A 24,038-nucleotide genomic window follows, 5' to 3' on the forward strand; every position below is an offset into this window, starting at 1 on the left:
ATAAATGTTTAACTTTGTCTGGATGCGCAATACTTTTGGAAAGCAGGAAAAGCTTAAAAAGAAAAACCTAATAGCAGAATTATTTGCTTCAGGCAAGTCCACTTCAGTATTCCCTTTAAAAATGATCTACCTGGAATATGATCATGACTCCCCATGTAAGATACAAGCCGGAGTATCAGTATCTAAAAGAAATTTTAAGAAAGCAGTTGAAAGAAATCGAATTAAAAGGCTGATGCGTGAATCTTACAGAAAAAATAAATATTTGATTTACAATAATGAGGATACTAAAAAGCATATTATTATGTTTATATATCAAGCGAAAAGCGAAGTAACATATAAACAAATGGAAGTTAAAATGAATCAATTGCTTCAAAAATTTCTCCAAAGGCAAAAATCTCAGGCGGTATGAAAAGAATTAAAAACACTGTGGTTATTTTCAGCCTCGTAATAATGAGTACGTTTTTATTGGCATTTAAATCGGATTTTTTCGAGGTGGCAAAACAAATGGAAATTTATACGACGTTATTTAAAGAACTGAACCTTTATTATATAGATGAGATCAATCCGGCTGAATTGACCGAAAAGGCCATCAATGAAATATTGAATGATCTCGACCCTTATACAAGATATTATGACGAACAAGGGGTTGAGGAGGTCAAGATCAATTCTTCAGGTGAATACAGCGGTATCGGTGCCGAATCGAGATACTACGATAATAAACTAGTCATTGCTGAGGTTTATGAAGGGTACTCCGCAGAGGAACAGGGAATCAAAGTTGGAGATGAAATCATAAAGATTGATGATATCTTTGTCAATGATTACGATAACGACCGAATTTCAACCTTGTTAAAGGGCGTACCCCAAAGTACCGTGAAACTTGTCATCAAAAGACAAAACAAAGAACTTTCTTTTACAGTTACCAGGGAAAAAATAATCGTTGATCCCGTTCCACATTTTCAAATGGTTAGCCCCGAAATAGGCTATATAGCGTTTAATAAATTCAACAATAAGGCGTCTTCATCAATAAAATCAGCTTTTGTTGATTTGAAGGAAAAGGGAATGAATAAACTCATTCTGGACCTTAGGGGTAATCCCGGAGGCCTATTGAATGAAGCCATCAATATTACAAACTTCTTTGTTCCTAAAAATGAAGTTGTAGTGAGCACAAAGGCGAAATTAAAAAAATGGAGTGAGGTATACCGAACCAATCATGAGCCTATTGATTTGGAGATACCAATAGTTGTGCTTATCGACGGGAAGTCGGCCTCTGCTTCTGAGATCGTGGCAGGATCGTTACAGGACCTTGACCGTGCAGTTATTCTTGGTGAAAGATCATTTGGTAAAGGCTTGGTGCAGCGGTACAGAAACCTTACTTATGGAACCAAACTAAAATTGACAATTTCGAAGTATTACACCCCAAGCGGAAGAAATATTCAGGAGCTTGATTACACCCATCGGGATGGTGATGATGTCCCAAAATTTGCAAAAGAAAACAGAAATGCTTTTAAGACCAAGAATGGCAGAACGGTTTATGACGGAGGCGGTATTTTACCTGATATTGAGATAAAAAAACCGGCCTTAACCGAATCAACCAAGGCATTGTTCAGGTCGGACGCAATTTTCAACTTTGCTTCTGATTATTTTTATCGGAATCAAAGCCTGGCAAGCCCTGATACATTTATCTTCGAAGACAAGGAATACGATCAATTTATGTCTTTTTTGCTGGAAGGAAATTCAAATTTTCAAACTAAAACTGAGAAGAAATTTGAAGCGGCATTCGATCTTTCAAAAGATGAAAACCTTTCTGAAGGAATTCAATCTTCCTATAAAAACCTCTCTGAGCAATTGCAGCAGCAAAAAATAGAAGAATTAAACAAGAACAAGGAAAATATAAAGGAAGTGCTCAGCGACGAGATCATTAACCGGTATTATTTTAAGAAAGGGGAGTATCAAAATCATATAGCGTTTAGCCCTTTTATAAAAGAGGCTATATCCGTTCTTGAAAATGACGAACACTATAGAAGTATTTTAATGGATGGAAAAAATTAAAAGAACAAGGGCTCAGATCTCGACAAATGCCATTGAGAGGATATATATCACCATGCGGCATTTATTCATCAGGGGATTTTACAAACCAATGGGTGTATCCGGAAATACGCTCATCAATGAACTTTTGATTTTACAACCCGAGATCTACGGTTCTATCGGAGAGGATATTACCGAACTTGAAGGACTGCTTTATATCATAGACAGATTGCCTGAAGGCATAGCCGAATGCCGTTTTATTAACCTAACAGCTGATGAAGGATTAAGAGAATCCCATTTTAAAAAAATTGTACCCGCTAAGCGAAGGAGGAATTGTTATCGAATTGACCGTGATCAGATGACGATTGAAATTACCAGGGGCAGGTCTGATATTTATGATATCTTGACCCACCTCACTTTTATGTTTATTGAGGCCAAAAAGATTGCGAATAAGGTGTTGATCAATGATGAGGGCCATACAATAAGGGAATGGAAGCATCTCGAGGAAGTTGTCTTGACGAATAAAAAAATCAACAAAAATGAGAGAGAGGTTCTTATTGCTCATTTGTCTACATTTTTAGGGAGAAGTTATGAGGAGATTCAAAGAACAGACACCAATTTTGCTACGGCTCAAGCTCCAAACAGGTTTTTTCAGGTTATCTATTGGATGGGTAAACTGGCCCTTAACGGGATCCTGGAAGACAAAAAACACGAAATTACTTTTAGCCCAATTTTAAGAGAGCGCATCGGGCATCATATTTCGGGAGAAAGCTGGGCTGTCAATATCAAAAATGAACTTTTCAAAAGAAACTTATTTGAGAGGCCAATTCATGTGATCAGTGCTAATATGCATAGCGTAATGAATTCAATTTATGCTCCTATGTTCCTTAAAGAAGAGGCAGGGAACAATAAGGGTATAGCCCTGTTTGAATTGATTGGTAATTCGGAAAACAAGGAATTGAGGAAGATCATCAAAAAAGGAGCCGCAAAAAAAGGGTTGACCTTCATCAAAGATACAACCGGTGCCAATATAGATGTTCAGATTATTGATACAGAAAAGATAGATCTTGATAAAACCATCTATGAATTAAACCATTGTAAAGATGTGAGACCCGTTATTATTGTCATGGATTATGCCTTTGGGGAACAAGCCTACGAGACATTGGATGAATTATTGAAACCCTATGAACTGCGTTCAGGAGAAAAAATACATTTAAATATCGAGTCGGTATCCGTAATGGGAAAGGCTGGAATCCTCAAAGGGAAAAAGGGTGATATCATGATCCCTAATTCACATATTTATGAAGGGACTGCAGATAATTATCCATTCAAAAACGAATTAAAGGCAGATGACCTAAAAGATGAGGAACTCAATGTTTATGAAGGGTCGATGATTACCGTCCTTGGAACTTCGTTACAAAACAGGGATCTTTTGGAATTCTTTTATAATTCTACATGGAAGGTAATTGGGCTTGAAATGGAAGGGGCCCATTATCAGAAGGCCATACAGTCAGCCTCGAAGATAAGGGGTAATATAAAAAAAGATATCAAGGTAAGATATGCTTATTACGCTTCGGACAACCCTTTGGAGACGGGTAGTACCTTGGCCTCAGGAGGTTTGGGCGCTACAGGCGTAAGGCCGACTTACCTCATCACACAGAAAATTTTGGAGCAGATCTTTTAAAAGAATCCAACGTTCCTGAGCAAAGAAGCATTTACCAACAGGATCTATTCTAAGTAGATTTTTTAAAGTATTTTTGTGTGCATAAATAAAGCGTACATGAATTTACTTATTTTAGGGTCGGGAGGCAGAGAATGTGCTCTTGCCTGGAAATTGGCTCAAAGCACTAAATTAGGAAAACTTTTTATAGCTCCCGGTAATGCTGGTACCGTCCGGTATGGAACGAATCTTGAACTCAACCCGAATGATTTTTTACAGGTAAAAAAAGCTGTACTTGACCATGATATTCAGATGGTTGTTGTTGGGCCTGAAGATCCTTTGGTTCTGGGAATACATGATTTTTTCCTTGAGGACAAGGAGCTTATAAAGATTCCGGTTATTGGCCCTCAGAAGTTGGCTGCTCAACTGGAAGGAAGCAAAGAGTTTGCCAAAGAATTCATGTACAGACATCATATACCTACAGCTAAATACAGAAGTTTTACCCTTGAAAATGTAGATGAAGGCTTGGAGTTCCTTGAAACATTGACGGCACCTTATGTGTTAAAAGCTGATGGCCTTGCCGCCGGAAAAGGCGTCTTGATTCTCAATGATCTTCAAGAGGCCAAAAAGGAACTTGATGAAATGCTCAGGCAACAGAAATTTGGTTCGGCCAGTTCTAAAGTGGTGATTGAGGAATTTTTGGATGGAATCGAAATGAGTTCATTTGTGCTTACTGATAGTGAGAACTATGTAATTCTGCCGAATGCTAAAGACTATAAACGCATTGGAGAAGGTGACACAGGGCTGAATACAGGGGGAATGGGAGCTATATCTCCTGTACCTTTTGCTGACGCCGAATTCCTTACAAAGGTTGAAGAAAGGGTAATCATTCCTACTGTTGAGGGCCTTAAAAAAGATGGAATCCCTTATGTTGGATTTATATTTATCGGATTGATCAGGGTGAATAATGAACCGTTCGTAATCGAGTATAACGTCAGAATGGGAGATCCTGAGACCGAAGTAGTGATTCCCAGGATAGCATCAGATCTTTTGGATCTTTTCATAGCTACGGGAAACAAGGAATTGGATGAGTTTGACCTTAAAGTTGATCAAAGAGCCGCTACGACTGTCATGATGGTTTCCGGTGGATATCCTGAAGCTTATGAAAAAGGGAAGCAGATTACAGGGCTGGAAAGCGTTGCTGATTCGATCATTTTTCATGCGGGGACTAAACTTTCGGGAGACAAAGTTTTGAGCAACGGAGGAAGGGTACTTGCGGTAACTTCTTATGGAGAAGATTTTAAGCAGGCCTTAATAAAATCATATAAAAACATTGAGAAGATTCATTTTGATAAAATGAATTACAGAAAAGATATAGGTTTTGACTTATAGGGAATCACAAAGGCTAGGTTTCCGGTTTCATCATATGTCCAAGGCATCACATTGATCGAAAAGACCGAACATAAAAAGATCCTGGTAGCTCCTTTAAATTGGGGATTGGGCCATGCCACAAGATGTATTCCTGTTATAGAGGCATTGATCAGGTATGATTTTGAACCCATATTGGCAGGAGATGGCACTTCTCTGGACCTTTTGAAACAAGAATTTCCGGGATTGAGGCATTACGAACTTCCGTCTACTGAAGTTGAGTATGCTAAAAACGGTGGACTTTTAAAATATAAAATACTTTCACAGGCTCCAAAATTCATGAGAGCTGTTTCTTTAGAAAAAAAGAAAACACTTGAGATCCATAAAAAGGAAAAACTCAGTGGTATTATCTCGGATAATCGATTTGGCGTGAGGTTAAAGGAAGTACCAAGCATTTATATAACACATCAGTTGCAGGTACTTAGTGGGGCAACGAGCTTTTTAAGCACTGCATTGCATGAGCAGATTATTGGTAAATTTAAAGAATGCTGGATTCCTGATGACGCATCAAAGGGATTAGCCGGAAAGCTGTCTAGCCCTTCCAGAAAGACTGACTTTTATAAATATATTGGTCCGTTAAGCCGGTTTACGCATCATGAAATGCGAAAGGAATGGGATCTTTTGGCAGTATTGAGCGGTCCTGAACCTCAGAGACGAATGTTAGAAGAGAAACTCAAAGAGCAATTAAGATGGTATGAAGGCAAAAGCATGATTGTTCGGGGAATTGTCGAAAAGCACCAAAAGACAACTATAGAAGGGAAAACAACAATGGTCAATTATATGCTTCATAGGGAGTTAAGAGATACAATTGAGCGCAGCCGGCTCATTATCTCCCGTTCAGGTTACAGCAGTATTATGGATCTTTTTACCCTGGAGGCCAAAGCTTTTTTTATTCCAACTCCCGGTCAATACGAACAGGAATATCTGGCTGCATATTTGAAAGATATGCGGTATGCCGACTTTTGTTCACAGGAATCATTTCAACTTAAAAAGTTAAATGGTTCAACTATGTATAAAGGGTTTAAGCATAAAAAAACATCAAAAAATAACCTCGAACGGTCGCTTTTTGATGTTTTTAGTTAGTTTTAAGCTCTTTAAATAAAAGATAAAGTAGATTCTTCTACTTCCTTAACTTTAATGACTTTATTTGATTTGTAGGTAACTTCCTTTATGGATTCTTCACCCACCAAATACCATTTTCCTTCTTTTTTACCATTGCTATAAATAGCAATCACCTTTATTTTTCCTTCCTGATCATAGGAAATCCATTTATCATGGAGTTTATTATCTTTGAAAAAACCAACTTCTTTAACCATTCCGTTGTCATGGTAATAGGTTGCTTTCACAAGGTCATTTTGCTTTTCAAAGGTTGGTTCCTTTTCTTGAGCAAAAGAAACACTTACCGTGAGTATGAAGACTACTAAACTCGCTAACAACTTTTTCATAATCTGATGTTTTGATACCATAAAAGTATGGATTTAACACAAAATAAACAATAAGTTTACAATAACTTAACATTGGAAAATTAAGAATATTGTGTTAATATAGTTGTAAATCAAATTATTAGGAATTTAATATAGCTTTGTTTATGGTAAATGAGAAAGTAGAACCTTTGCCAATTTTACTTTCAACAGACAGTTCCTGATCATGTGCCTCGACGATATGCTTTACTATGGAGAGGCCCAAACCCGAACCTCCCTGATCTCTTGAACGGCTCTTATCAACACGATAAAACCGTTCAAATAATCGCGGTAAATCCTTTTTATCGATACCTATTCCGTCGTCTCTAACGATGATTGCGATTTGGTGGTTAGAATGTGTAACAATACTGACCAAAGTGGTCCCGTCAAATTTTCCGTATTTTATGGAATTTGAAAACAGGTTGATCAAAACCTGTTCAATTTTTTCTTTATCCGCTTTGACCATTATCGGATAGTCATAGGGCTCCTTAAAGGAGAAAACAATATTTTTTTTACTGGCCTTCATTTCCAATAATTCAAAGGCATCGTGTATGACCCTTATAACATTAAAAACAGTTTGTTCAAGTTTCATACCCGATTCGAGTTTTGCGATCATATCAAGATCCTTAACGATATATGACAGTCGTTCAATACTCTTATTTGTTCGTTCCAAATATTTTTTTATCAAAACGGGATCATCTATTGTGTCGTCCAGAACTGTCAGAAGATAACCTTGAGCTGTGAAAAGAGGGGTCTTAAGTTCATGCGATACATCACCTATAAAATCGCGTCGAAAATCATCCCTGTTGTGAAGTTGCTCAATGACCTCATGCTTGTTTTCAGCAAATTTTTTGATACGTTCTATAAAGTTTTCGAAATCCAGATCCTTAAGGTTTCGTCTTAATAAAGGTTCATTCTCAAAGAGATTGGATTTATAAACCCTGTTTAACTGGAGGAATATGAATCTCTTAATCAGAAATCCATAGATCAGAGAAATTACTATAAAATAGAAGCTGCCTGCCAGGATGAGGTTGAGTATGTTGACCTCTAAAAAAAGAGTAAAAAACAATGCAATTACTGCGAGGCTTATAAAACTTAAAACAGCTGTTTGAATAGCCTGTTTTTGAAGAAGTGATGATTTCATTCCCAAATATAAGGGAAGATAAGCTTATACAACAAATTTATATCCTACTCCTTTAATGGTTTTGATAAATTCACTGCCTATTTTTTCCCGTAGCTTTCTGATATGAACATCAATGGTTCTGCCTCCTACCACAACGTCCTGACCCCAAACTGTTTTTAAGATGATCTCGCGGTTAAAAACCTTATTTGGAACACTTGCCAAAAGGGATAACAACTCAAATTCTTTTCGCGGGAGTGTGATCTCTTTTCCATCGATCTCGACATAATACTGATCCTTGTTAATGGTTATTCCATCAAAAATCATGATACTTTCTTTCTTTTCTTCTTTTGACATGAGCCTTCTAAGTAAACCTCGTACTTTACTTACAAGGACTTTTGGCTTAACAGGTTTGGTAATATAGTCATCTGCTCCGGCTTCAAAGCCAGCTACTTGAGAGTAATCTTCTCCTCTTGCCGTAAAAAATGCAATAATTACATTTTCAAGACCTTCAATGTTCCTTATTTTCTCACAAGCTTCTATGCCGTCCATTTCAGGCATCATGATATCGAGCAAAATCAAATGAGGTTGTATGACTTTAGCGTTGACTACGGCTTCAGTTCCTTTAGACGCCTTGAATACCTGATAGCCCTCCTTTTTTAAATGATATCCTACTATTTCAAGTATATCCGGTTCATCATCAACTAAGAGAATCTTTATTGATCCATTATCCATAGGATTGTCTTTTAAGATTTTATGTTGCAAAAGTAGACAATTTTTGATGCCTACATGGCTGTTAACAATAACTTAATATAGTAACACAAGCAGCACTTTTTTTTGACCAACTATTAAATCGGATTTAACATTGCTGTAACATAAGTAATGGATTTTTGCATCGTAAAATTTTCTAAATCAATGAAAACTAAAAAACTAAAAATGGAAAAACTATTATTTTCGAGTTTAATCATGGTTTCCATGGCGATAACCAGCATCAGTTGCGATGACGAAACCGGTACCGGAGGAGCTTCATGTTTTAATGGGATTAAAGACGGTACTGAAACCGGGGTAGATTGTGGAGGCCCTGATTGCGGACCATGTGCTACTTGTGATGATGGAATAAAGAACGGGCAGGAAACAGGAATAGATTGCGGAGGGCCCGATTGTGTACCATGTACAGGACTAATAACCAAGTCAGGTCAGATTACAGCTGATGAAACGTGGACCTCGAATAACATATATATTCTGGCTGGAAAAGTGGTAGTCGAAGATGGTATTACATTAACGATCGAACCCGGAACCATTATTAAAGGACAAAAAGGGACTGGTTCGCTGTCATCTGCACTGATCGTTGCAAGAGGAGGAAAGATTATGGCTGAGGGGACTTCTGAAAGCCCTATTATTTTTACATCCATTGACGATAATATTCAAGTTGGTCAAAAGGCCGGAACAAATTTAAATGAAAGCAACAATGGTCTTTGGGGTGGAGTTTTGATCCTGGGATATGCTAAAGGTTCATTTAAAGGAGACGTGACGGAAGTCCAAATCGAGGGAATTCCCGCGGGAGACACCTTTGGTTTATACGGAGGTGATGACGATGATGATAATTCAGGTGTTTTTAAATACGTATCAATACGCCATGGTGGCGCCTTGATCGGAGAAGGAAACGAGATCAATGGTTTAACACTTGGTGCAGTAGGAAGAAATACTGTGATTGATAATGTTGAAGTTGTTGCCAACTTTGATGATGGCGTTGAATTCTTTGGAGGAACTGTGAATGCTTCTAACCTTATTGTATGGGCACAGGGAGATGACGGTCTTGACATTGACCAGGCTTATGCAGGAACTGTAACTAATTCGTTAGTGGTTTTAGGGGAAATTTCGGACCATGCCTTTGAAATTGATGGCCCTGAAGGTGCATACCAGGCCCAGTTTACCATAAGCAATACTACAATTATTGGAAATGGGGTAACCCCTGGCGGTGAATATGCCGATTACAGAAGCAAGGCCCTTGGAGCTACGAATAACATTTATGCCTATGGATTCAAGGAGAGTTCGGATGTTGAACTTGACAATAACGGGGTTTCTCAAAACTTTTTAGACGGTAAATTAACTTTTTCAGGTTGGGAAGTAGTCGGATTCGACAACAGCATTTTTGCTGAAAAAGTAGCCAAGGATCAAGATGGAAATGAAACGGAATCCAAAATTATCCTAAATCCGGATTTTACTGAACGCGCAGCAGCATGGACAACCGAAGTTATGCAGGGCAGTCAAACTGTTGGTGCAGACCTTAGCCAGTTTAACTGGACTTATGCTAAAGCTAAAGGTGCATTTTAAGAAAAAAACACATGAAACAATTCAATTGCTCATCCTGAAACAGATGGGCAATTGTTATACTAAATAGTTAAGAAAGATAGAAATGAAGAAACAATTTTTATACCTGATTATTTTTGCACTGTTCAGCAATTTGATTTATTCACAAACAGGTGAATTGGCAGGGAAAGTAATAGACAAGGAGTACAATGACATCCTTCCATTTGCAAATGTGATCATTAAAGAAACAGGAACCGGAACTACCACCGATTTTGAAGGCAATTACAGCATAAAATTGGAAGAAGGCATGTATACGGTTGTATTTTCTTTTATTGGTTATGAAACGGTTGAGATATCTGAGGTGCAAATCAAAGCCGGGGAAGCTACAGATTTGAATACGAGTATCGGCCCTCTGTCCAATGAATTACAGGAGGTTATCGTCAAGGCAACATCAGCAGAAAACACCGAAGCCTCAATACTAAATGTGCAGAAGAAATCTATTAACCTGCTCGATGGAATTTCGGCCCAGACCTTTAGTAAAATTGGAGCCAGCAAAGCGGCCAGCGCGGTTAAAAGCGTTCCCGGAGTATCGGTTCAGGGAGGTAAATACGTATATGTTCGTGGATTAGGAGATCGATATACAAAATCTATCTTAAACGGAGTCGACATTCCAGGTTTGGATCCTGACAGGAATACCATTCAACTGGATATCTTTCCTACAAATGTTTTGGATAATATTCAGGTAGTAAAGTCATTTACAGCAGGTTACCCTGCTGATTTTACAGGGGGTGTTGTGAATATCATCACCAAAGACTTTCCTAATAAGGAAGAATACAGTATTTCTGTTGGAGCTGAATATAACTCAAACATGCATTTTAACTCAAACTATTTGAGTTATAAGGGGAGTAAGTCAGATCCTTTAGGGTTTGATAGTGGTAAACGCGCCAAACCAATTCCCAGAAATATTAACATTCCTCCACCGAGTGACAATAATCCTGCAACGTCCTATTGGACTTCTCAATTCCAGCCTGAAATGGCAGCTCAGAAAGAAACGAGTTTTATGAATTCTAATTTTGGATTCACTGCAGGAAATCTTTTTGATGTGGGTGCCGGGAACAAATTGGGGTATCAGGCAGTTGCATCTTATAGAAACGAGTTTTTATATTACAAGGACATTCAAAACGGAAACTGGAGGAAGTCAGAAGACAAAAGTATCAATGAACTGGACCCTGATAAACTTCAGAAAGGGGATTTAGCAAAAAACAATGTGCTTTGGAACGTTATGGCAGGCCTTACCTTTAAAACCGACCAGAGCAAGTACAGGTTGTCGGCACTTCATATTCAAAATGGCGTTTCAAGCGCCGGTTATTTGAGACAGGAAATATTGTTTTCGGATGCGGTTACGATTTTCAAAGATAACCTGGAATACAAACAAAGCCAGATTACAAATATCCTGTTAAACGGTAAACACTCAAACAATGATGGCTCCTGGAATATTGAATGGAAGGTAGCACCTACTATTTCAAAGATCAATGACAAAGATGTCAGGGTCACGCCTTTTGAGTATGATTCAGGAGACGATGTGTATTTTATAAGCCCCAGTTCTGCAGGGAGCCCGCAGAGGATATGGAGAGACCTTGAAGAAATCAATCTGGTTGGCAAATTGGATTTTACCAAACGTCATGACCTTTTTGGTAAAAAAGCAAGACTCTTGTTTGGAGGTAATTACACCTACAAGCAAAGAGATTTTTCAATTGATGCCTACCAGCTTAGGATTCAAGGAGGTGCAGGTCAGGAATTTGAAGGAGATGCAGACCGGCTGTTGGACCCACAAAATATTTGGACCATAAATACCCAAAAAGGGACCTTTGCTGAAGGAAACTTTGAACCTGCAAATACGTTCGATGCGACTCAAAATATAGCCGCAGTTTATGCCTCTGAAGAATTTCAGATTACAGACAGATTGAAATCAATCATTGGATTGCGTTTCGAGAAATTTGATTTGTACTATACAGGTACTAATAACCAGGGAGATATAATTTTAGACAATGAGAAGATTTTAGACAAAGCAGATTTCTTCCCTTCGGCTAATTTCATCTATGCCCTTAACGATGAATCCAACCTCAGGCTCGCTTATGGCCGGACGACCGCAAGGCCATCTTTTAAGGAGGCTTCCATTACCCAAATATTTGATCCGATTTCAAGTACGACTTTTAATGGAAATATTGATCTTCAACCCAGTTATGTTAATAATTTGGATATAAGATGGGAGCATTTTGGAGAAAAGGCCCAGATGTTTGCCGTAAGTGCTTTTTACAAAAATTTTAAGGACCCAATTGAAATGTCTTACTTTTTGTCTGCTTCAGATCAATTTATTCCTCTAAATACAGGTAAAGCAACCGTATATGGCGCGGAGTTTGAGATAAGAAAGAACTTTGGGTTTATTATAGAAAAACTGGAAGATTTTAGTGTCAACCTGAACTTTTCATTGATCAAATCTGAGTTGGAAATGACTGATGCTGAATTGGAAAGAAGAAGGTTAAGTTTACGAGATGGAGAATCTTTAAATGATACTCGGGATATGCAAGGCCAGTCACCTTATCTGATGAATTTTGGATTGAATTATGCAAATGATCATGGATGGCAAACAAGTCTTTACTATAATGTACAAGGGAAAACCCTTCAGGTTGTCGGTACAGGGGATGTACCTGATGCTTATACCATTCCATTCAACAGTTTGGATTTTATTTTGAACAAATCATTTGGAAAGGAGAAGAATTCAAATATTAATTTTTCGGCGAAGAATATTCTTGATAGTAAAATGGAAACCCGCTATCAGTCTTTTAAGGCAGAGGATCAAATATTTTCAACTTTAAGCCCTGGTATCGGAATTTCTTTAGGATATTCATATAAGTTTTAACCGAGGAGGCTGCAGCCTAATACTGCTGACTTCATGTTTACTTTAAAAGCCCTTGCGAATCAATAGATATGAATCGCAAGGGTTTTTTACATCGTATCCTGTTTTTAGATATAGAAACAGTTCCATTAATGCCAGAATTCGAGTTACTGACCGAGAAAGACCAACTTAGATTTGAAAATAAAACAAGCTATCAAAGACAAGGAAAAATAACACCCGCTGATTTTTATAAGAAGGCTGGCATTTGGGCCGAATTTGGAAAGATCGTTTGTATTTCGACGGCTTACCTTAAAAGAACTGAAACGAAACGGCACATCAGCGTACAATCGTTTTACGGAAACAATGAAAAGCAAATTTTACTTGATTTTAAAACATTGCTTGAAAACAGTTTCAATTCAACAGCCCACCTCTTATGTGCTCACAATGGCAAGGAGTTTGACTTTCCGTTTATTGCGAGAAGGATGATAATCAACAGGGTTCAGTTACCGGAGATTTTAAATTTGTACGGGAAAAAACCCTGGGAAGTAAGGCATCTTGATACCATGGAATTATGGAAATTCGGTGATTATAAGCATTATACTTCTTTGGATTTACTCAGCTCAGTACTGGGTATCGAATCGCCCAAGAATGATCTTAATGGGAGTGATATTCGATCTGAATATTATACGAATAACCATATTAACAGGATTGTAGCATATTGTGAAAAAGATACTCTTGCCGTGGCAAAAGTATATTTTCGACTCATTGGAGAGTCAATTGAAGATCTTGAGGTGTTAGGAAGGGGCAATTTATAGAAATAAGACTAGCCCTCCATTTTTTCGGATAATTCAAGCCATCTTTCCTCCTTAACTTCTAGTTCTGTTAAAATTTCCTGTAATTTTAGAGAAGCTTCCTCAATGTTTTCAGGCATTATGTCATTGCCTGAGAATTTCAGTTCAATGTCAGCTTTCTTTTTTTCAAGGATGGCGATGTCTTTTTCCAATTTACCAAACTCCCGTTTCTCCGAATAAGAGAGTTGCCCCGCCTCTGGATCTGTTTTTCTGCTGTCTTCCTTTTTGTTTTTTTCGGTATTTTCAGCAGGATTAGAATCTTCATAACTTCTGTAATCAGAATAATTACCTGGAAATCCATTAATAACCCCTGAACCTTCAAAAACAAATAAGTGGTCAACAATCCTATCCATAAAATATCTGTCGTGAGATATAACGATAAGATTCCCGGGAAAATCCAAAAGGAAATTTTCAAGTACTTGCAGGGTGACGATATCCAAATCATTGGTAGGTTCATCCAAGATCAAAAAATTTGGATTTTGAATCAAAACGGTACACAGAAAAAGTCTTTTCAGTTCGCCTCCGGATAGTTTTTCAACAAAGTCATATTGTTTTTTGCGATCGAATAAAAAGCGCTCCAATAACTGGCCTGCACTTATTGATCGTCCTTTTGCCAGGGGAATATAGTCTCCAAATTCGCGTATGACCTCAATCACTTTTTGACCTTCCTTGATATGGATGCCCCCTTGAGAATAATAACCAAATTTGATGGTTTCGCCAATAATTACTTTTCCCGAATCCGGTGAAAGACCTCCTGTAAGGATGTTTACAAAAGTTGATTTTCCGGTGCCATTCTTACCGATTATTCCAATTCGCTCACCTCTTTTAAAGACATGGTCAAATTTATTGATCAGAAGTTTTTCATCAAAACTTTTAGAAATATGATGCAACTCAACCACTTTACTCCCGAGTCGCTCCATTTGAATATCAAGCTGGACCTGATGTTCTTTCCTTCGTTGATTTGCAACTTGCTTGATCTCATAAAAATCATCAATACGCGATTTGGATTTTGTGGTTCTCGCTTTTGGTTGCCTTCTCATCCATTCGAGCTCTTTTTTGAAGAGGTTTTTTGCTTTGGAAACCGAACTTTGTTCCGCTGTATTGCGTTCTTGTTTTTTTTCGAGAAAATAAGAATAATTCCCTTTGTAACGAAAAATTTCTCCTTGATCGAGCTCCAGGATATCATTGCAAACACGATCGAGGAAGTAACGATCATGAGTCACCATAAACAAAGTAGTATTCGCTTTTTTAAGGTATTGTTCAAGCCATTCTATCATTTCAAGGTCCAAATGGTTCGTGGGTTCATCTAAAATGAGAAGATCCGGCTGATCAAGAAGTATTATCGCCAGAGCCAGTCTTTTTTTCTGACCCCCTGATAGCGATCCGACTTTTTTCTCAAGTTCATTCAACTTTAGTTTGAAGAGGATTTGTTTGTATTGTGTTTCGAAGTCCCAGGCATTATTTTGTTCCATCAGGTCGAATGCCTTTTGATAGGTGTCAGCATCATCGGGATGTTTTAATGCCTTTTCATATTGCTCGATGATTTTAAGGATGGCATTGTCTGAGTCAAAGATGGCTTCTTCAATGGTTAATTCCTCATTGATTATTTCGTTTTGAGACAGGTAGGAGACCTTGATCCCTTTTCGGATAATGATATTGCCCGTATCAGGTGTCTCATCTCCGGAAATGATCTTTAGTAAAGTCGTTTTTCCGGTACCATTTTTAGCAACAAACCCTATTTTTTGATCTTTATTGATCCCAAAAGAAAGGTTTTCAAATAACATTCTGTCCCCAAAAGATTTGGAAATATTCTCAACGGATAAATAATTCACTTAATTATATTTAGCAATGGTTTAGCTTCGAAGCGTTTTTTAGAGAAGATCCTGAACAGTTTTAGTGAACAAGGATTAACCCCTGAATTGAGAAACAAAATCTTTTTGATATTGATTCCATTGTTCCTGACTATTGATTTTTTCGTGGTCGTTATTCAGAAACAGTTTTAAGTACAATTCCAATTGGCTGGGAGTTTTATATCCCGGCAAAGGAAGTAAGGTTTCACCGCTTTCATTAAAGAAAACAATGGTTGGATATGCTGTAATTCGCAATGCTCCTGCTAACTGATGTTGTGCATTTCTGCCGGTCCTGTTTGGATCGTAATCAGGGTTTTCAAATAAATAGTTTTTGAAATTTACTTTTTCGTTTCCTTCTGCATTGAATTTTACGGCATAATAATGTTCATTGACATATTTGACAACATCCGGATTCTGAAAAGTGTTCCTGTCAAGTAATTTACAAGGTCCACACCAGGAGGTGTACACATCCATCATTATCTTTTTAGGGCTTACAGCCTGGGCTTCAACCGCCTCTTCAAGGCTTATCCAGTTGATCTCACCTTTTTGTGCTTCAATAGAAATGGTAAACAACACCATAGCAACTATAAAAACGATCTTCTTCATTGTATTCTAATTTTCCTTGCCTTAGTAGCCATAATTTTTGCAAAATTACATAATTGGATCTAAAAATTTGTTAAAATAATCCCATATTCAAACAGATTTTGAGTCAAATTATTTTATACCATGCATTAATTTTTTAAGGACTGGATTTAGCATAATGGAAACAAACCCAACTCCAATCGGAACAACAGTAAAGATTAAAAAGAACGAACTCAAGGAATATTGTTCAGAAACCTTGTCGATCATACCACCCATGGTTCCTGCAGCTTTCTGCCCTATGGCTATGGCAAGGTACCAGATACCGAACATAAATCCGATCATACGGGGAGGCACCAATTTACTCAAATAAGACAGCCCAACGGGCGACAGGCAAAGCTCTCCCATTGTATGCAAAAGATAGGCGAGAATTAGAAAGATCATGCTTACTGATGCTGTTTTTGCTCCCTGAGGGATATCTGCAGTTCCAAATGCCAGTATCGCGAAACCAAGGCCCAATAAGATCAGGCCGATTCCATATTTTACGGCGGCACTCGGGTTGTATTTACTCTCCCACCATTTAGAAAAAAGAGGGGCAAGGCTAATAATAAAAAAGGAGTTTAAAATTCCAAACCAACTGGCGTCGATCTGGTTGCCTTCCTGTGAAAATTTATCCATAAGCCTGTAGATCACCAATCCCCATACACCTATAAATGCTATGGCAAGGATCACGTTTGACATTGGAATTTCGGCATAGGTTTTTTTAAATAATAGATATAATACCCAGGTGATAATAATCAAGGGAATAGTCGTTAAAAGGCCATCCACAATTTTAAAAATAAGTGCTGAGGTACCCATAAGTTCCCTGTTGGTATAGTCTCTGGCAAACAAGGTCATGGAACCAAGGGACTGTTCAAATGCCGCAAAGAAGAAAACGGTAAACAACCCAAATATGGCTACTGCAATGATCCTGTCTCTTACAATGGGTAAATAACGCGAAACACGAGTAATTAATAATATCAGAAATAATACCAGTGCCGTCAGTACAACAACATTTGAACCACTTAATCCCCCTATTTCAAAGGGCAACAGGTTAATGCCTTCTATGAGTTCCAAAGGTTGATTAAACAAGTAGAGCAGTCCCCCGACAGAGGAGAGTACGATCAGTACAAGGTCGAATTTAGTAAACGGATTTAGTTTTTCATTAATATCCTTTTCTTCTTTATCTAAAGTGCCATTGTCTTCAGCTTCCTTAATTGTTCGGGGCGACTCGCCTATGGATCCGAAGAGGTCTTTGGCAAGCCAAAACTGAAGCATTCCCAAAAACATAAAAATCCCTGCCAATCCAAATCCCCATGACCATCCAAAATTTTCAGCCAGGTAACCACAAAGCATCATACCGAAAAAAGCTCCTGAGTTCACGCCCATATAAAAAATCGTATAAGCGCCGTCTTTTTTGGATTCTTTACCCTTATACATAGAAGAGATTATCGAGGTAATATTAGGCTTAAAAAATCCTGTTCCAATCACCAACAATCCCAGCCCCAGATAAAGTGCCCAGGTCGTTTCTATGGCCATACTGGCATGTCCGAGCGTCATGATAAAACAACCAATGATTACCGCCCATTTGTACCCGGTGTACTTATCGGCTATATAGCCACCTATGATAGGAGTCAAATACAGTAAAGAAGCATAGGTTCCGATCAATGCCAATGCATTTTCACGTGGCCACTCCCATCCCGGATTATCACTTATGATAGGGGCCGTTAAAAAAAGAACCAGTAAAATTCTCATTCCATAGAATGAAAATCGTTCCCACATCTCAGTAAAGAAAAGGATAAAAAGCCCTGCAGGATGACCTAAAACGGTATGCTTAAATAGATTTTCTATATCAGTCTTCATAAATTAAATATTTATAGTAGAAAAAACCCCTTTAAGAAAGAGATTCTTAAAAGGGGTTTATGATTAATTATTTGCTAATGCTGCTTTTTCTTCTTCCGTGACTTCATGTTCATCATCTTCTGCGCCATGGGTAAGTAATTCCAGTTTTTTTCTGAATAGGAGTACCACGCTTCCAAAAACAATGCAGAATACGGCAATACCCGTGAATACTGTAAATTCTCCCAGTCCTTCAGCTGATTCTCCAAGCCACCCGGCTAATTTGTTGCCAAATCCTGTCATGGCAAAATAAATACCCATCATCAGGGAGCCATATTTTAACGGAGCCAATTTTGTAATATACGAAAGGGCAACAGGCGAAATACACAATTCACCAATGGTATGCAACAAATAGGCTAAAACCAGCCAATACATGGCAGAAGATCCATCGGCCTCAAATTGTGAGGCTGCTGCTGACATAAAAAAGAAACCTGTTCCCATGATGATCAAACCAATGATCATTTTAAACAAAGAGGTTGAAAGCTTTCCTTTCAATTTTTTCTTGGCCCAATACGCAGCAACGGTAGTACCAAGAAATATAATAAACATGGCATTTAAAGATTGAAACCAGGAAGCCGGAATTTCCCAGCCCATTAACATCCTGTTGGTTTTTTCTTTAGCGTAAATATTCATCAATCCACCTGCCTGTTCAAAGGCTCCCCAAAAAATAATTACCAATAAAAAGGAAATCATTAGCACGATGATCCTGTCTTTTTCAATTTTGGTAAGTGGTTTTTTCATAGCTTCCTTTTCTGCAGAATTTTGTGAAACACCTAGAAAGTTTCCAACGTTTTTTAAATATTTCTGGCCAAAAAGGTACTGTAACAAACCCATGGCCATTCCTATGCCTGCCAAACCAAAACCATAATGCCATCCGTGTACTTCTCCCACATAGCCAACAATCAAACTTGATAAAAAGGCACCTACGTTGATACCGATGTAAAAAATAGTAAATCCTTTATCTCTTCTTATATCACCCTTTCTGTATAAGCCGCCCACCATTGTTGAAATATTGGGCTTTAACATACCTACTCCCGCTACGATCAGTCCCAGTCCTGTGTAAAAGGCCCAGTATTCTTCTATGGCCAGGATACTGTGTCCGGCTACCAAAAGTATCCCGCCGTATAACACAGATTTTTTTTGACCAAGAAATTTATCCGCAATCCACCCTCCGGGAATAGAAGCCACATATACCAACATCGTATACCATCCATACAGGGCAAGAGCCTCTCCGTTCGACCATCCTAAACCAGGATTTGAATCGGTGGTGGCCTGAACCAAATACAGCACAAGAATCGCTCTCATACCATAATACGAGAAGCGCTCCCACATTTCGGTAAAAAACAATATATACAGTCCTACAGGATGGCCAAGAAACTCTCTTTGTTCTGGCGCTTTTGTCAATGATGTCATAAATTCGGGTTTAAATTAGTCGATGATATTCTGTTCATTATTAGAAGGCTCCCCAAGGGAACGATCGATAAATGTAGTCATTTTTTTGAAAAGGTGCAGTCTGGTGTTTTTGCCATTGCGAATTCCGTGGGCCCTGTCCGGGTAGGTAAAATAATCGAATTGTTTATTAGCCTCCACAAGGGCATTGATCATTTGCATGGAATTCTGCACGTGTACGTTATCATCTCCGGTTCCGTGGATGAGTAAATAATCACCTTTTAGCTGATCGGCAAAATTGACGGGTGAGTTATTGTCATAACCAGAAGCATTTTCTTGGGGAGTTTGCATATATCTTTCTGTATAAACCGAATCGTAGTACCTCCACGAAGTTACAGGTGCTACAGCAATGGCCATTTTGAAAACATCGGCTCCTTTGGTAATGGCAAGGGAACTCATGAACCCTCCATAACTCCATCCCCAAATTCCGATTCTGTTTTTATCTATATAAGATCTTTTACCTAATTCTTTAGCTGATGCTATCTGATCCTCGATTTCGTATTTACCCAATTCTTTATAGGTCACTTTTTTAAAGTCTCTTCCTTTAAAACCTGTTCCCCGGCCATCAATGCATACAATCACGTAGCCTTTTTGGCTTAGCATCATGTGCCAATAATCATGTTTCCAGATGTTATTCCAGGTATTGGCAACTCTCTGGGAACCCGGTCCCGAATACTGAAACATGAGCAGGGGATACTTTTTATTTGGATCAAAATCTTTGGGTTTGATCATCCACATGTTAAATTCTCCATTAGGGGTTTTAATAGTGCTGAATTCCTTTGAAGGTACATCATATGCTGTCAATTTTTCAGCAAGATTCAGGTTGTTCTTGATTTCTTTCAGTTCATTTCCAGACCTGGCATCAACCAGGGTGTAGACCGTAGGGTTAGTTGCACTTGAATAGGTATTCACAAAATAATTGAAACTGTTGCTAAAGGCAGCAGAATTTTCACCGACATACTTGCTCAGCTTTTTCTTTTTGTTTCCAGAGATGCCAATGGAATAGACACTTCTGTTGATAGATCCTTCTTCGGTTGACTGGTAGAATACTTTTTTGGTTTTTATATCAAATCCGTAGTATTTGGTAACTTCCCAATTGCCCTTTGTAATTTGATTTTTTAATTTTCCTTTGGCATCGTAATGATACAGGTGTTTAAAACCATCCCTTTCGCTACTCCAGATAAAGCTATTGTCATAAAGGAAAGTCAAGTTGTCGTTAATATTTACATATGCCGCATCTTTTTCGTTTAAAAGCAAATCAGCTTTCTTTAAGCCCGCATCAAATGAGACGAGATTAAGGTTGTTCTGATGTCTGTTAAGTGTGGTGACAACCAAATGATCGTCTTCTTTTTTCCATTGAATTCTAGGAATATAGTATTGTTCAAGGGAGTTCATATCGACCCTGTATTTTTCATCGCTGGACAGGTCGTATAGGTATAGGCTAACTTTTGAATTGTTTTCCCCTGCCTTGGGATATTTAAAAGTTTGTGTTTTAGGGTAAAGTCCATTTCCGTAAACATCCATCGAAAACTCCGGAACTTCTGTTTCGTCAAATCGAATAAAGGCGAGCTTATTCGAAGACGGGTTCCATTCAAAGGCCCTTACAAAACCAAATTCTTCTTCATAAACCCAATCTGTGATACCGTTGATGATCTTGTTAGTTTCACCATCGGTACTTATTTGAAGGGTCTTTTTGCTAAGTAAATCTTTAATGTAAATATTGTTTTTATGAACAAATGCAATCTTCGTCCCGTCGGGAGAAAAGGTGGGTTCCTGAATGTCTAATTCAGAAATGAGTTCAAGGCTTTTGTCTGTAAGGTCGTAAACGTAATATTTGCCTTTTTTTGAACGTCTGTAGATCTGCTCAAGATTGACCCCAATAATTAGTTTGGACTCATCCTGGTTAAACGTATAGTCATCAAAGTATGTAATACCCTGAAGGTCTTTTCCCAATACCAGAGTTTCTACTTTTTCCAGCGTTTTATAATCGTATTTATCCATATAAGTACCATATGAATTGTGATTGAGAATCGTGTAGAAGTCGCCATTTTTCATCGATTGAAAAGCTTCAAGAGAAGCTGTTTCAAATACATTTTCGACCCAGATGTCTTCAAGGGTTATTTTTTTTTGCTGAGAAAAAACAGGTAGTGTAAGTATTGTGAGTAGAAGTAAAAAGGCTCTCATAGCAGGAATTTAAAAAAAACATGGCCAAGTTTACGGAAAATATATGAATCCAATTCCTAATTTGGAAAGAATCTTAAGCCATAATGGTCAGGCAAGCAAGGCGTTCAAATACACTTATGATAAGGAGCTAAAAGATGTTTAAGCAATTATTAAAAATTTTAAATTGATCTTTGTGATTCGTTCATTTTCTTAAGAATTTCCTTGGATAATATTCATATTAATCTTTTGCCCCTATTGATTATCTTTACTCCCGGTTAACACACTTACTATGTCAAAAATGATCAAAGGGTTTTCGAAATTCAGTAAAACAGAAAAAGTAAACTGGCTGGCCGAAAATTTTTTCCATGATAAGAGTTCAGGTATAGATACGCTGAAGCAATACTATAATGAAGATCCTGAACTTCAGCAGCTTCATGATGAGTTTATTGAAAACACAATCAGTAATTTTTACATTCCTTATGCCATTGCTCCGAACTTTTTGATCAATGGGAAAACCTATGCAATTCCGATGGCTATAGAAGAAAGTTCGGTCGTTGCAGCCGCTTCTTTGACCGCCAAGTTTTGGAGTACCAGAGGAGGCTTTAAAACAAAGGTGATCTCAACTACAAAAACGGGCCAGGTTCATTTTACCTATAAGGGGAATAAGGATGAGCTGCGTGATTATTTCTCTTCTGTAAAATCTAAATTGATTCACTCAACTGATCACATTACGGCTAATATGAGGAAGAGAGGCGGTGGCATTGTTGATATAGAATTGAGAGATAAAACCGAAAATCTCGCTGATTATTACCAGATACATGTTAGTTTTCTAACAGGCGACAGTATGGGCGCCAATTTTATTAATTCATGCTTAGAAACTATTGCAGCCTCATTTCAAAAGGAAGGGATCTTTATCGTGATGAGTATTCTATCGAATTATGTCCCGGATTGCCTGGTAAGGGCTGAGGTGACTTGTAAAGTTGAAGATTTCTTTCCGGAAAATGCAGAACTATATGCCCGTAAATTTGTTCAGGCTGTGCAAATAGCGGAGGTGGAACCCTATAGAGCCGTGACGCATAATAAAGGTATCATGAATGGGATTGATGCTGTTGTCCTTGCCACCGGCAACGATTTTCGGGCCGTAGCAGCAGGAGCTCATGCATATGCTTCGAGAGAAGGAAGGTATAAGAGCCTAACGGGAGCATCTGTGGTAAATGGATTATTTAATTTTTGGATTGAAATTCCAATGGCTTTGGGAACTGTAGGAGGCCTTACCAGATTGCATCCTTTGGCTAAGCTGTCAATGGAAATCCTCCAGAATCCCACGGCATCAGAGCTTATGCAAATAGTGGCCGTGGCCGGCCTGGCTCAAAATTTTGCCGCATTGAAGGCACTTACTACAACAGGGATTCAACAAGGCCACATGAAAATGCACCTGATGAATATTTTGAATCAGCTTGAAGCCAATGTGCATGAAAAGGAATTGATCGTGGAGGCATTTAAAGGGAAAACCGTTTCGCATAGTGCCGTCGCTGAATACTTGCATCACATGAGAACCGGCCATTAAATAGCAACTTATTATTTAAAAATAAATATTTTCTATTTGTAAGCTTGACTTCAGCACCCAGTATTGCTTATCTTTGATAAAAAATTAAATAACTTCAAAAAATAATATTATGTCATTTCAATTACCAAAATTACCATATGCTTATGATGCATTAGAGCCTCATATTGACGCCAGAACAATGGAAATTCACCATACGAAACACCACAATGGGTACACCACGAATTTGAATAATGCTATAAAGGGAACTGATCTTGAATCAAAATCAATTTTGGATATCCTGAAAAACCTGGACATGAGCAATATGGCCGTAAGAAATAACGGTGGAGGTTTTTATAATCACGATCTCTTCTGGAAGATCATGTCACCAGATGGAGGTGGAGAGCCATCGGGAGAACTTGCAGAAGCGATTAATGCCGAATTTGGTTCCTTTGAGGCTTTCAAGGACGTTTTTTCAACAGCAGCAGCAACTCGTTTTGGATCAGGATGGGCATGGTTATGTGTTCATAAAGGAGGTAAGGTAAAAGTTTGTTCGACCCCGAATCAAGACAACCCTATCATGCCGGAAGTGGGCTGTGGAGGTTTTCCAATTTTAGGTTTGGATGTGTGGGAGCATGCATATTATTTAAATTATCAGAACAGAAGACCTGATTATATAAGTTCTTTCTTTAATTTGATCAACTGGGAAGAAGTAAGCAAAACGTTTGCAGAAAATAAATAATTACTGTTTTAGCTTTTGAGTTAA

At 38.1% G+C, this 24,038-nt stretch carries 18 protein-coding genes; 10 read left to right on the top strand and 8 right to left on the bottom strand.

Annotated elements, in window-relative coordinates:
* Window positions 1-22 precede the first annotated feature (22 nt).
* The 5 genes from rnpA (at window position 23) to AABB81_RS13205 (ending at window position 6,196) form a co-directional block, all read left to right on the top strand.
* Window positions 23-409, top strand: coding sequence for a ribonuclease P protein component (gene rnpA / locus AABB81_RS13185; RefSeq protein WP_342161022.1), 387 nt, complete (start codon window positions 23-25; stop codon window positions 407-409).
* A complete protein-coding gene (locus AABB81_RS13190; RefSeq protein ID WP_342161023.1) occupies window positions 406-2,049 on the top strand; it encodes a S41 family peptidase in 1,644 nt (547 codons plus the stop codon). Before rnpA ends, AABB81_RS13190 begins: the two co-directional genes overlap by 4 nt.
* Complete coding sequence (locus AABB81_RS13195; RefSeq protein WP_342161024.1) at window positions 2,036-3,709, top strand: DUF6909 family protein; 1,674 nt, start codon at window positions 2,036-2,038, stop codon at window positions 3,707-3,709. The genes AABB81_RS13190 and AABB81_RS13195 overlap by 14 nt, the downstream gene beginning before the upstream one ends.
* 96 nt (window positions 3,710-3,805) lie before the next feature.
* Complete coding sequence (gene purD / locus AABB81_RS13200; protein WP_342161025.1) at window positions 3,806-5,077, top strand: phosphoribosylamine--glycine ligase; 1,272 nt, start codon at window positions 3,806-3,808, stop codon at window positions 5,075-5,077.
* Window positions 5,078-5,128: 51 nt separating this feature from the next.
* Window positions 5,129-6,196, top strand: coding sequence for a glycosyltransferase (locus AABB81_RS13205; RefSeq protein ID WP_342161026.1), 1,068 nt, complete (start codon window positions 5,129-5,131; stop codon window positions 6,194-6,196).
* A gap of 11 nt (window positions 6,197-6,207) precedes the next feature.
* Here AABB81_RS13205 and AABB81_RS13210 read toward each other — a convergent pair whose 3' ends face one another.
* The 3 genes from AABB81_RS13210 to AABB81_RS13220 form a co-directional block, all read right to left on the bottom strand.
* Window positions 6,208-6,558: a toxin-antitoxin system YwqK family antitoxin gene (locus AABB81_RS13210; protein WP_342161027.1), complete on the bottom strand. Its 351-nt coding sequence runs from the start codon at window positions 6,556-6,558 to the stop codon at window positions 6,208-6,210.
* A 118-nt stretch (window positions 6,559-6,676) separates the two neighbouring features.
* Window positions 6,677-7,717: a sensor histidine kinase gene (locus tag AABB81_RS13215; RefSeq protein WP_342161028.1), complete on the bottom strand. Its 1,041-nt coding sequence runs from the start codon at window positions 7,715-7,717 to the stop codon at window positions 6,677-6,679.
* Window positions 7,718-7,741: 24 nt separating this feature from the next.
* On the bottom strand, window positions 7,742-8,428 hold the full coding sequence (locus AABB81_RS13220; RefSeq protein WP_342161579.1) for a response regulator transcription factor: 687 nt from the start codon (window positions 8,426-8,428) through the stop codon (window positions 7,742-7,744).
* A gap of 201 nt (window positions 8,429-8,629) precedes the next feature.
* Here AABB81_RS13220 and AABB81_RS13225 point away from each other — a divergent pair, with 201 nt between their 5' ends.
* The 3 genes from AABB81_RS13225 (at window position 8,630) to AABB81_RS13235 (ending at window position 13,714) form a co-directional block, all read left to right on the top strand.
* Window positions 8,630-10,027 (top strand): hypothetical protein, encoded by a 1,398-nt coding sequence (locus AABB81_RS13225; RefSeq protein WP_342161029.1) that lies wholly within the window; start codon window positions 8,630-8,632, stop codon window positions 10,025-10,027.
* 82 nt (window positions 10,028-10,109) lie between these two features.
* Window positions 10,110-12,923, top strand: coding sequence for a TonB-dependent receptor (locus AABB81_RS13230; RefSeq protein ID WP_342161030.1), 2,814 nt, complete (start codon window positions 10,110-10,112; stop codon window positions 12,921-12,923).
* A gap of 68 nt (window positions 12,924-12,991) precedes the next feature.
* Window positions 12,992-13,714 (top strand): 3'-5' exonuclease, encoded by a 723-nt coding sequence (locus tag AABB81_RS13235; protein ID WP_342161031.1) that lies wholly within the window; start codon window positions 12,992-12,994, stop codon window positions 13,712-13,714.
* Between the two features lie 8 nt (window positions 13,715-13,722).
* Here the strand turns inward: AABB81_RS13235 and AABB81_RS13240 are convergent, their stop codons facing one another.
* The 5 genes from AABB81_RS13240 to AABB81_RS13260 form a co-directional block, all read right to left on the bottom strand.
* Window positions 13,723-15,582, bottom strand: coding sequence for an ABC-F family ATP-binding cassette domain-containing protein (locus AABB81_RS13240; RefSeq protein WP_342161032.1), 1,860 nt, complete (start codon window positions 15,580-15,582; stop codon window positions 13,723-13,725).
* Window positions 15,583-15,657: 75 nt separating this feature from the next.
* Window positions 15,658-16,206, bottom strand: a complete 549-nt coding sequence (locus tag AABB81_RS13245) for a thioredoxin family protein (RefSeq protein ID WP_342161033.1) — start codon at window positions 16,204-16,206, stop codon at window positions 15,658-15,660.
* A gap of 108 nt (window positions 16,207-16,314) precedes the next feature.
* Window positions 16,315-18,081, bottom strand: a complete 1,767-nt coding sequence (locus AABB81_RS13250) for a peptide MFS transporter (RefSeq protein ID WP_342161034.1) — start codon at window positions 18,079-18,081, stop codon at window positions 16,315-16,317.
* 63 nt (window positions 18,082-18,144) lie between these two features.
* The gene (locus AABB81_RS13255; RefSeq protein WP_342161035.1) at window positions 18,145-19,530 is read right to left on the bottom strand and encodes a peptide MFS transporter; all 1,386 of its coding nucleotides are present in this window, start codon (window positions 19,528-19,530) and stop codon (window positions 18,145-18,147) included.
* 15 nt (window positions 19,531-19,545) lie between these two features.
* Entirely contained in the window at window positions 19,546-21,750 is a 2,205-nt protein-coding gene (locus AABB81_RS13260; RefSeq protein ID WP_342161036.1) for a S9 family peptidase, read from the bottom strand.
* Between the two features lie 268 nt (window positions 21,751-22,018).
* Here AABB81_RS13260 and AABB81_RS13265 point away from each other — a divergent pair, with 268 nt between their 5' ends.
* A complete protein-coding gene (locus tag AABB81_RS13265; RefSeq protein ID WP_342161037.1) occupies window positions 22,019-23,296 on the top strand; it encodes a hydroxymethylglutaryl-CoA reductase, degradative in 1,278 nt (425 codons plus the stop codon).
* Window positions 23,297-23,405: 109 nt separating this feature from the next.
* Entirely contained in the window at window positions 23,406-24,014 is a 609-nt protein-coding gene (locus AABB81_RS13270) for a superoxide dismutase (RefSeq protein WP_342161038.1), read from the top strand.
* The last annotated feature ends 24 nt before the right edge of the window (window positions 24,015-24,038 follow it).

The organism is Lutimonas vermicola, assembly GCF_038433205.1.
Taxonomy (GTDB): domain Bacteria; phylum Bacteroidota; class Bacteroidia; order Flavobacteriales; family Flavobacteriaceae; genus Lutimonas; species Lutimonas vermicola.

Excerpts from the sequence above, each read along its gene's own strand:
- rnpA (WP_342161022.1), top strand. The coding sequence starts at position 23 with ATGCGCAATACTTTTGGAAAGCAGGAAAAGCTTAAAAAGAAAAACCTA.
- AABB81_RS13190 (WP_342161023.1), top strand. The coding sequence starts at position 406 with ATGAAAAGAATTAAAAACACTGTGGTTATTTTCAGCCTCGTAATAATG.
- AABB81_RS13195 (WP_342161024.1), top strand. The coding sequence starts at position 2,036 with ATGGAAAAAATTAAAAGAACAAGGGCTCAGATCTCGACAAATGCCATT.
- purD (WP_342161025.1), top strand. The coding sequence starts at position 3,806 with ATGAATTTACTTATTTTAGGGTCGGGAGGCAGAGAATGTGCTCTTGCC.
- AABB81_RS13210 (WP_342161027.1), bottom strand. The coding sequence starts at position 6,558 with ATGAAAAAGTTGTTAGCGAGTTTAGTAGTCTTCATACTCACGGTAAGT.
- AABB81_RS13215 (WP_342161028.1), bottom strand. The coding sequence starts at position 7,717 with ATGAAATCATCACTTCTTCAAAAACAGGCTATTCAAACAGCTGTTTTA.
- AABB81_RS13220 (WP_342161579.1), bottom strand. The coding sequence starts at position 8,428 with ATGGATAATGGATCAATAAAGATTCTCTTAGTTGATGATGAACCGGAT.
- AABB81_RS13225 (WP_342161029.1), top strand. The coding sequence starts at position 8,630 with ATGGAAAAACTATTATTTTCGAGTTTAATCATGGTTTCCATGGCGATA.
- AABB81_RS13230 (WP_342161030.1), top strand. The coding sequence starts at position 10,110 with ATGAAGAAACAATTTTTATACCTGATTATTTTTGCACTGTTCAGCAAT.
- AABB81_RS13235 (WP_342161031.1), top strand. The coding sequence starts at position 12,992 with ATGAATCGCAAGGGTTTTTTACATCGTATCCTGTTTTTAGATATAGAA.
- AABB81_RS13245 (WP_342161033.1), bottom strand. The coding sequence starts at position 16,206 with ATGAAGAAGATCGTTTTTATAGTTGCTATGGTGTTGTTTACCATTTCT.
- AABB81_RS13250 (WP_342161034.1), bottom strand. The coding sequence starts at position 18,081 with ATGAAGACTGATATAGAAAATCTATTTAAGCATACCGTTTTAGGTCAT.
- AABB81_RS13255 (WP_342161035.1), bottom strand. The coding sequence starts at position 19,530 with ATGACATCATTGACAAAAGCGCCAGAACAAAGAGAGTTTCTTGGCCAT.
- AABB81_RS13260 (WP_342161036.1), bottom strand. The coding sequence starts at position 21,750 with ATGAGAGCCTTTTTACTTCTACTCACAATACTTACACTACCTGTTTTT.
- AABB81_RS13265 (WP_342161037.1), top strand. The coding sequence starts at position 22,019 with ATGTCAAAAATGATCAAAGGGTTTTCGAAATTCAGTAAAACAGAAAAA.
- AABB81_RS13270 (WP_342161038.1), top strand. The coding sequence starts at position 23,406 with ATGTCATTTCAATTACCAAAATTACCATATGCTTATGATGCATTAGAG.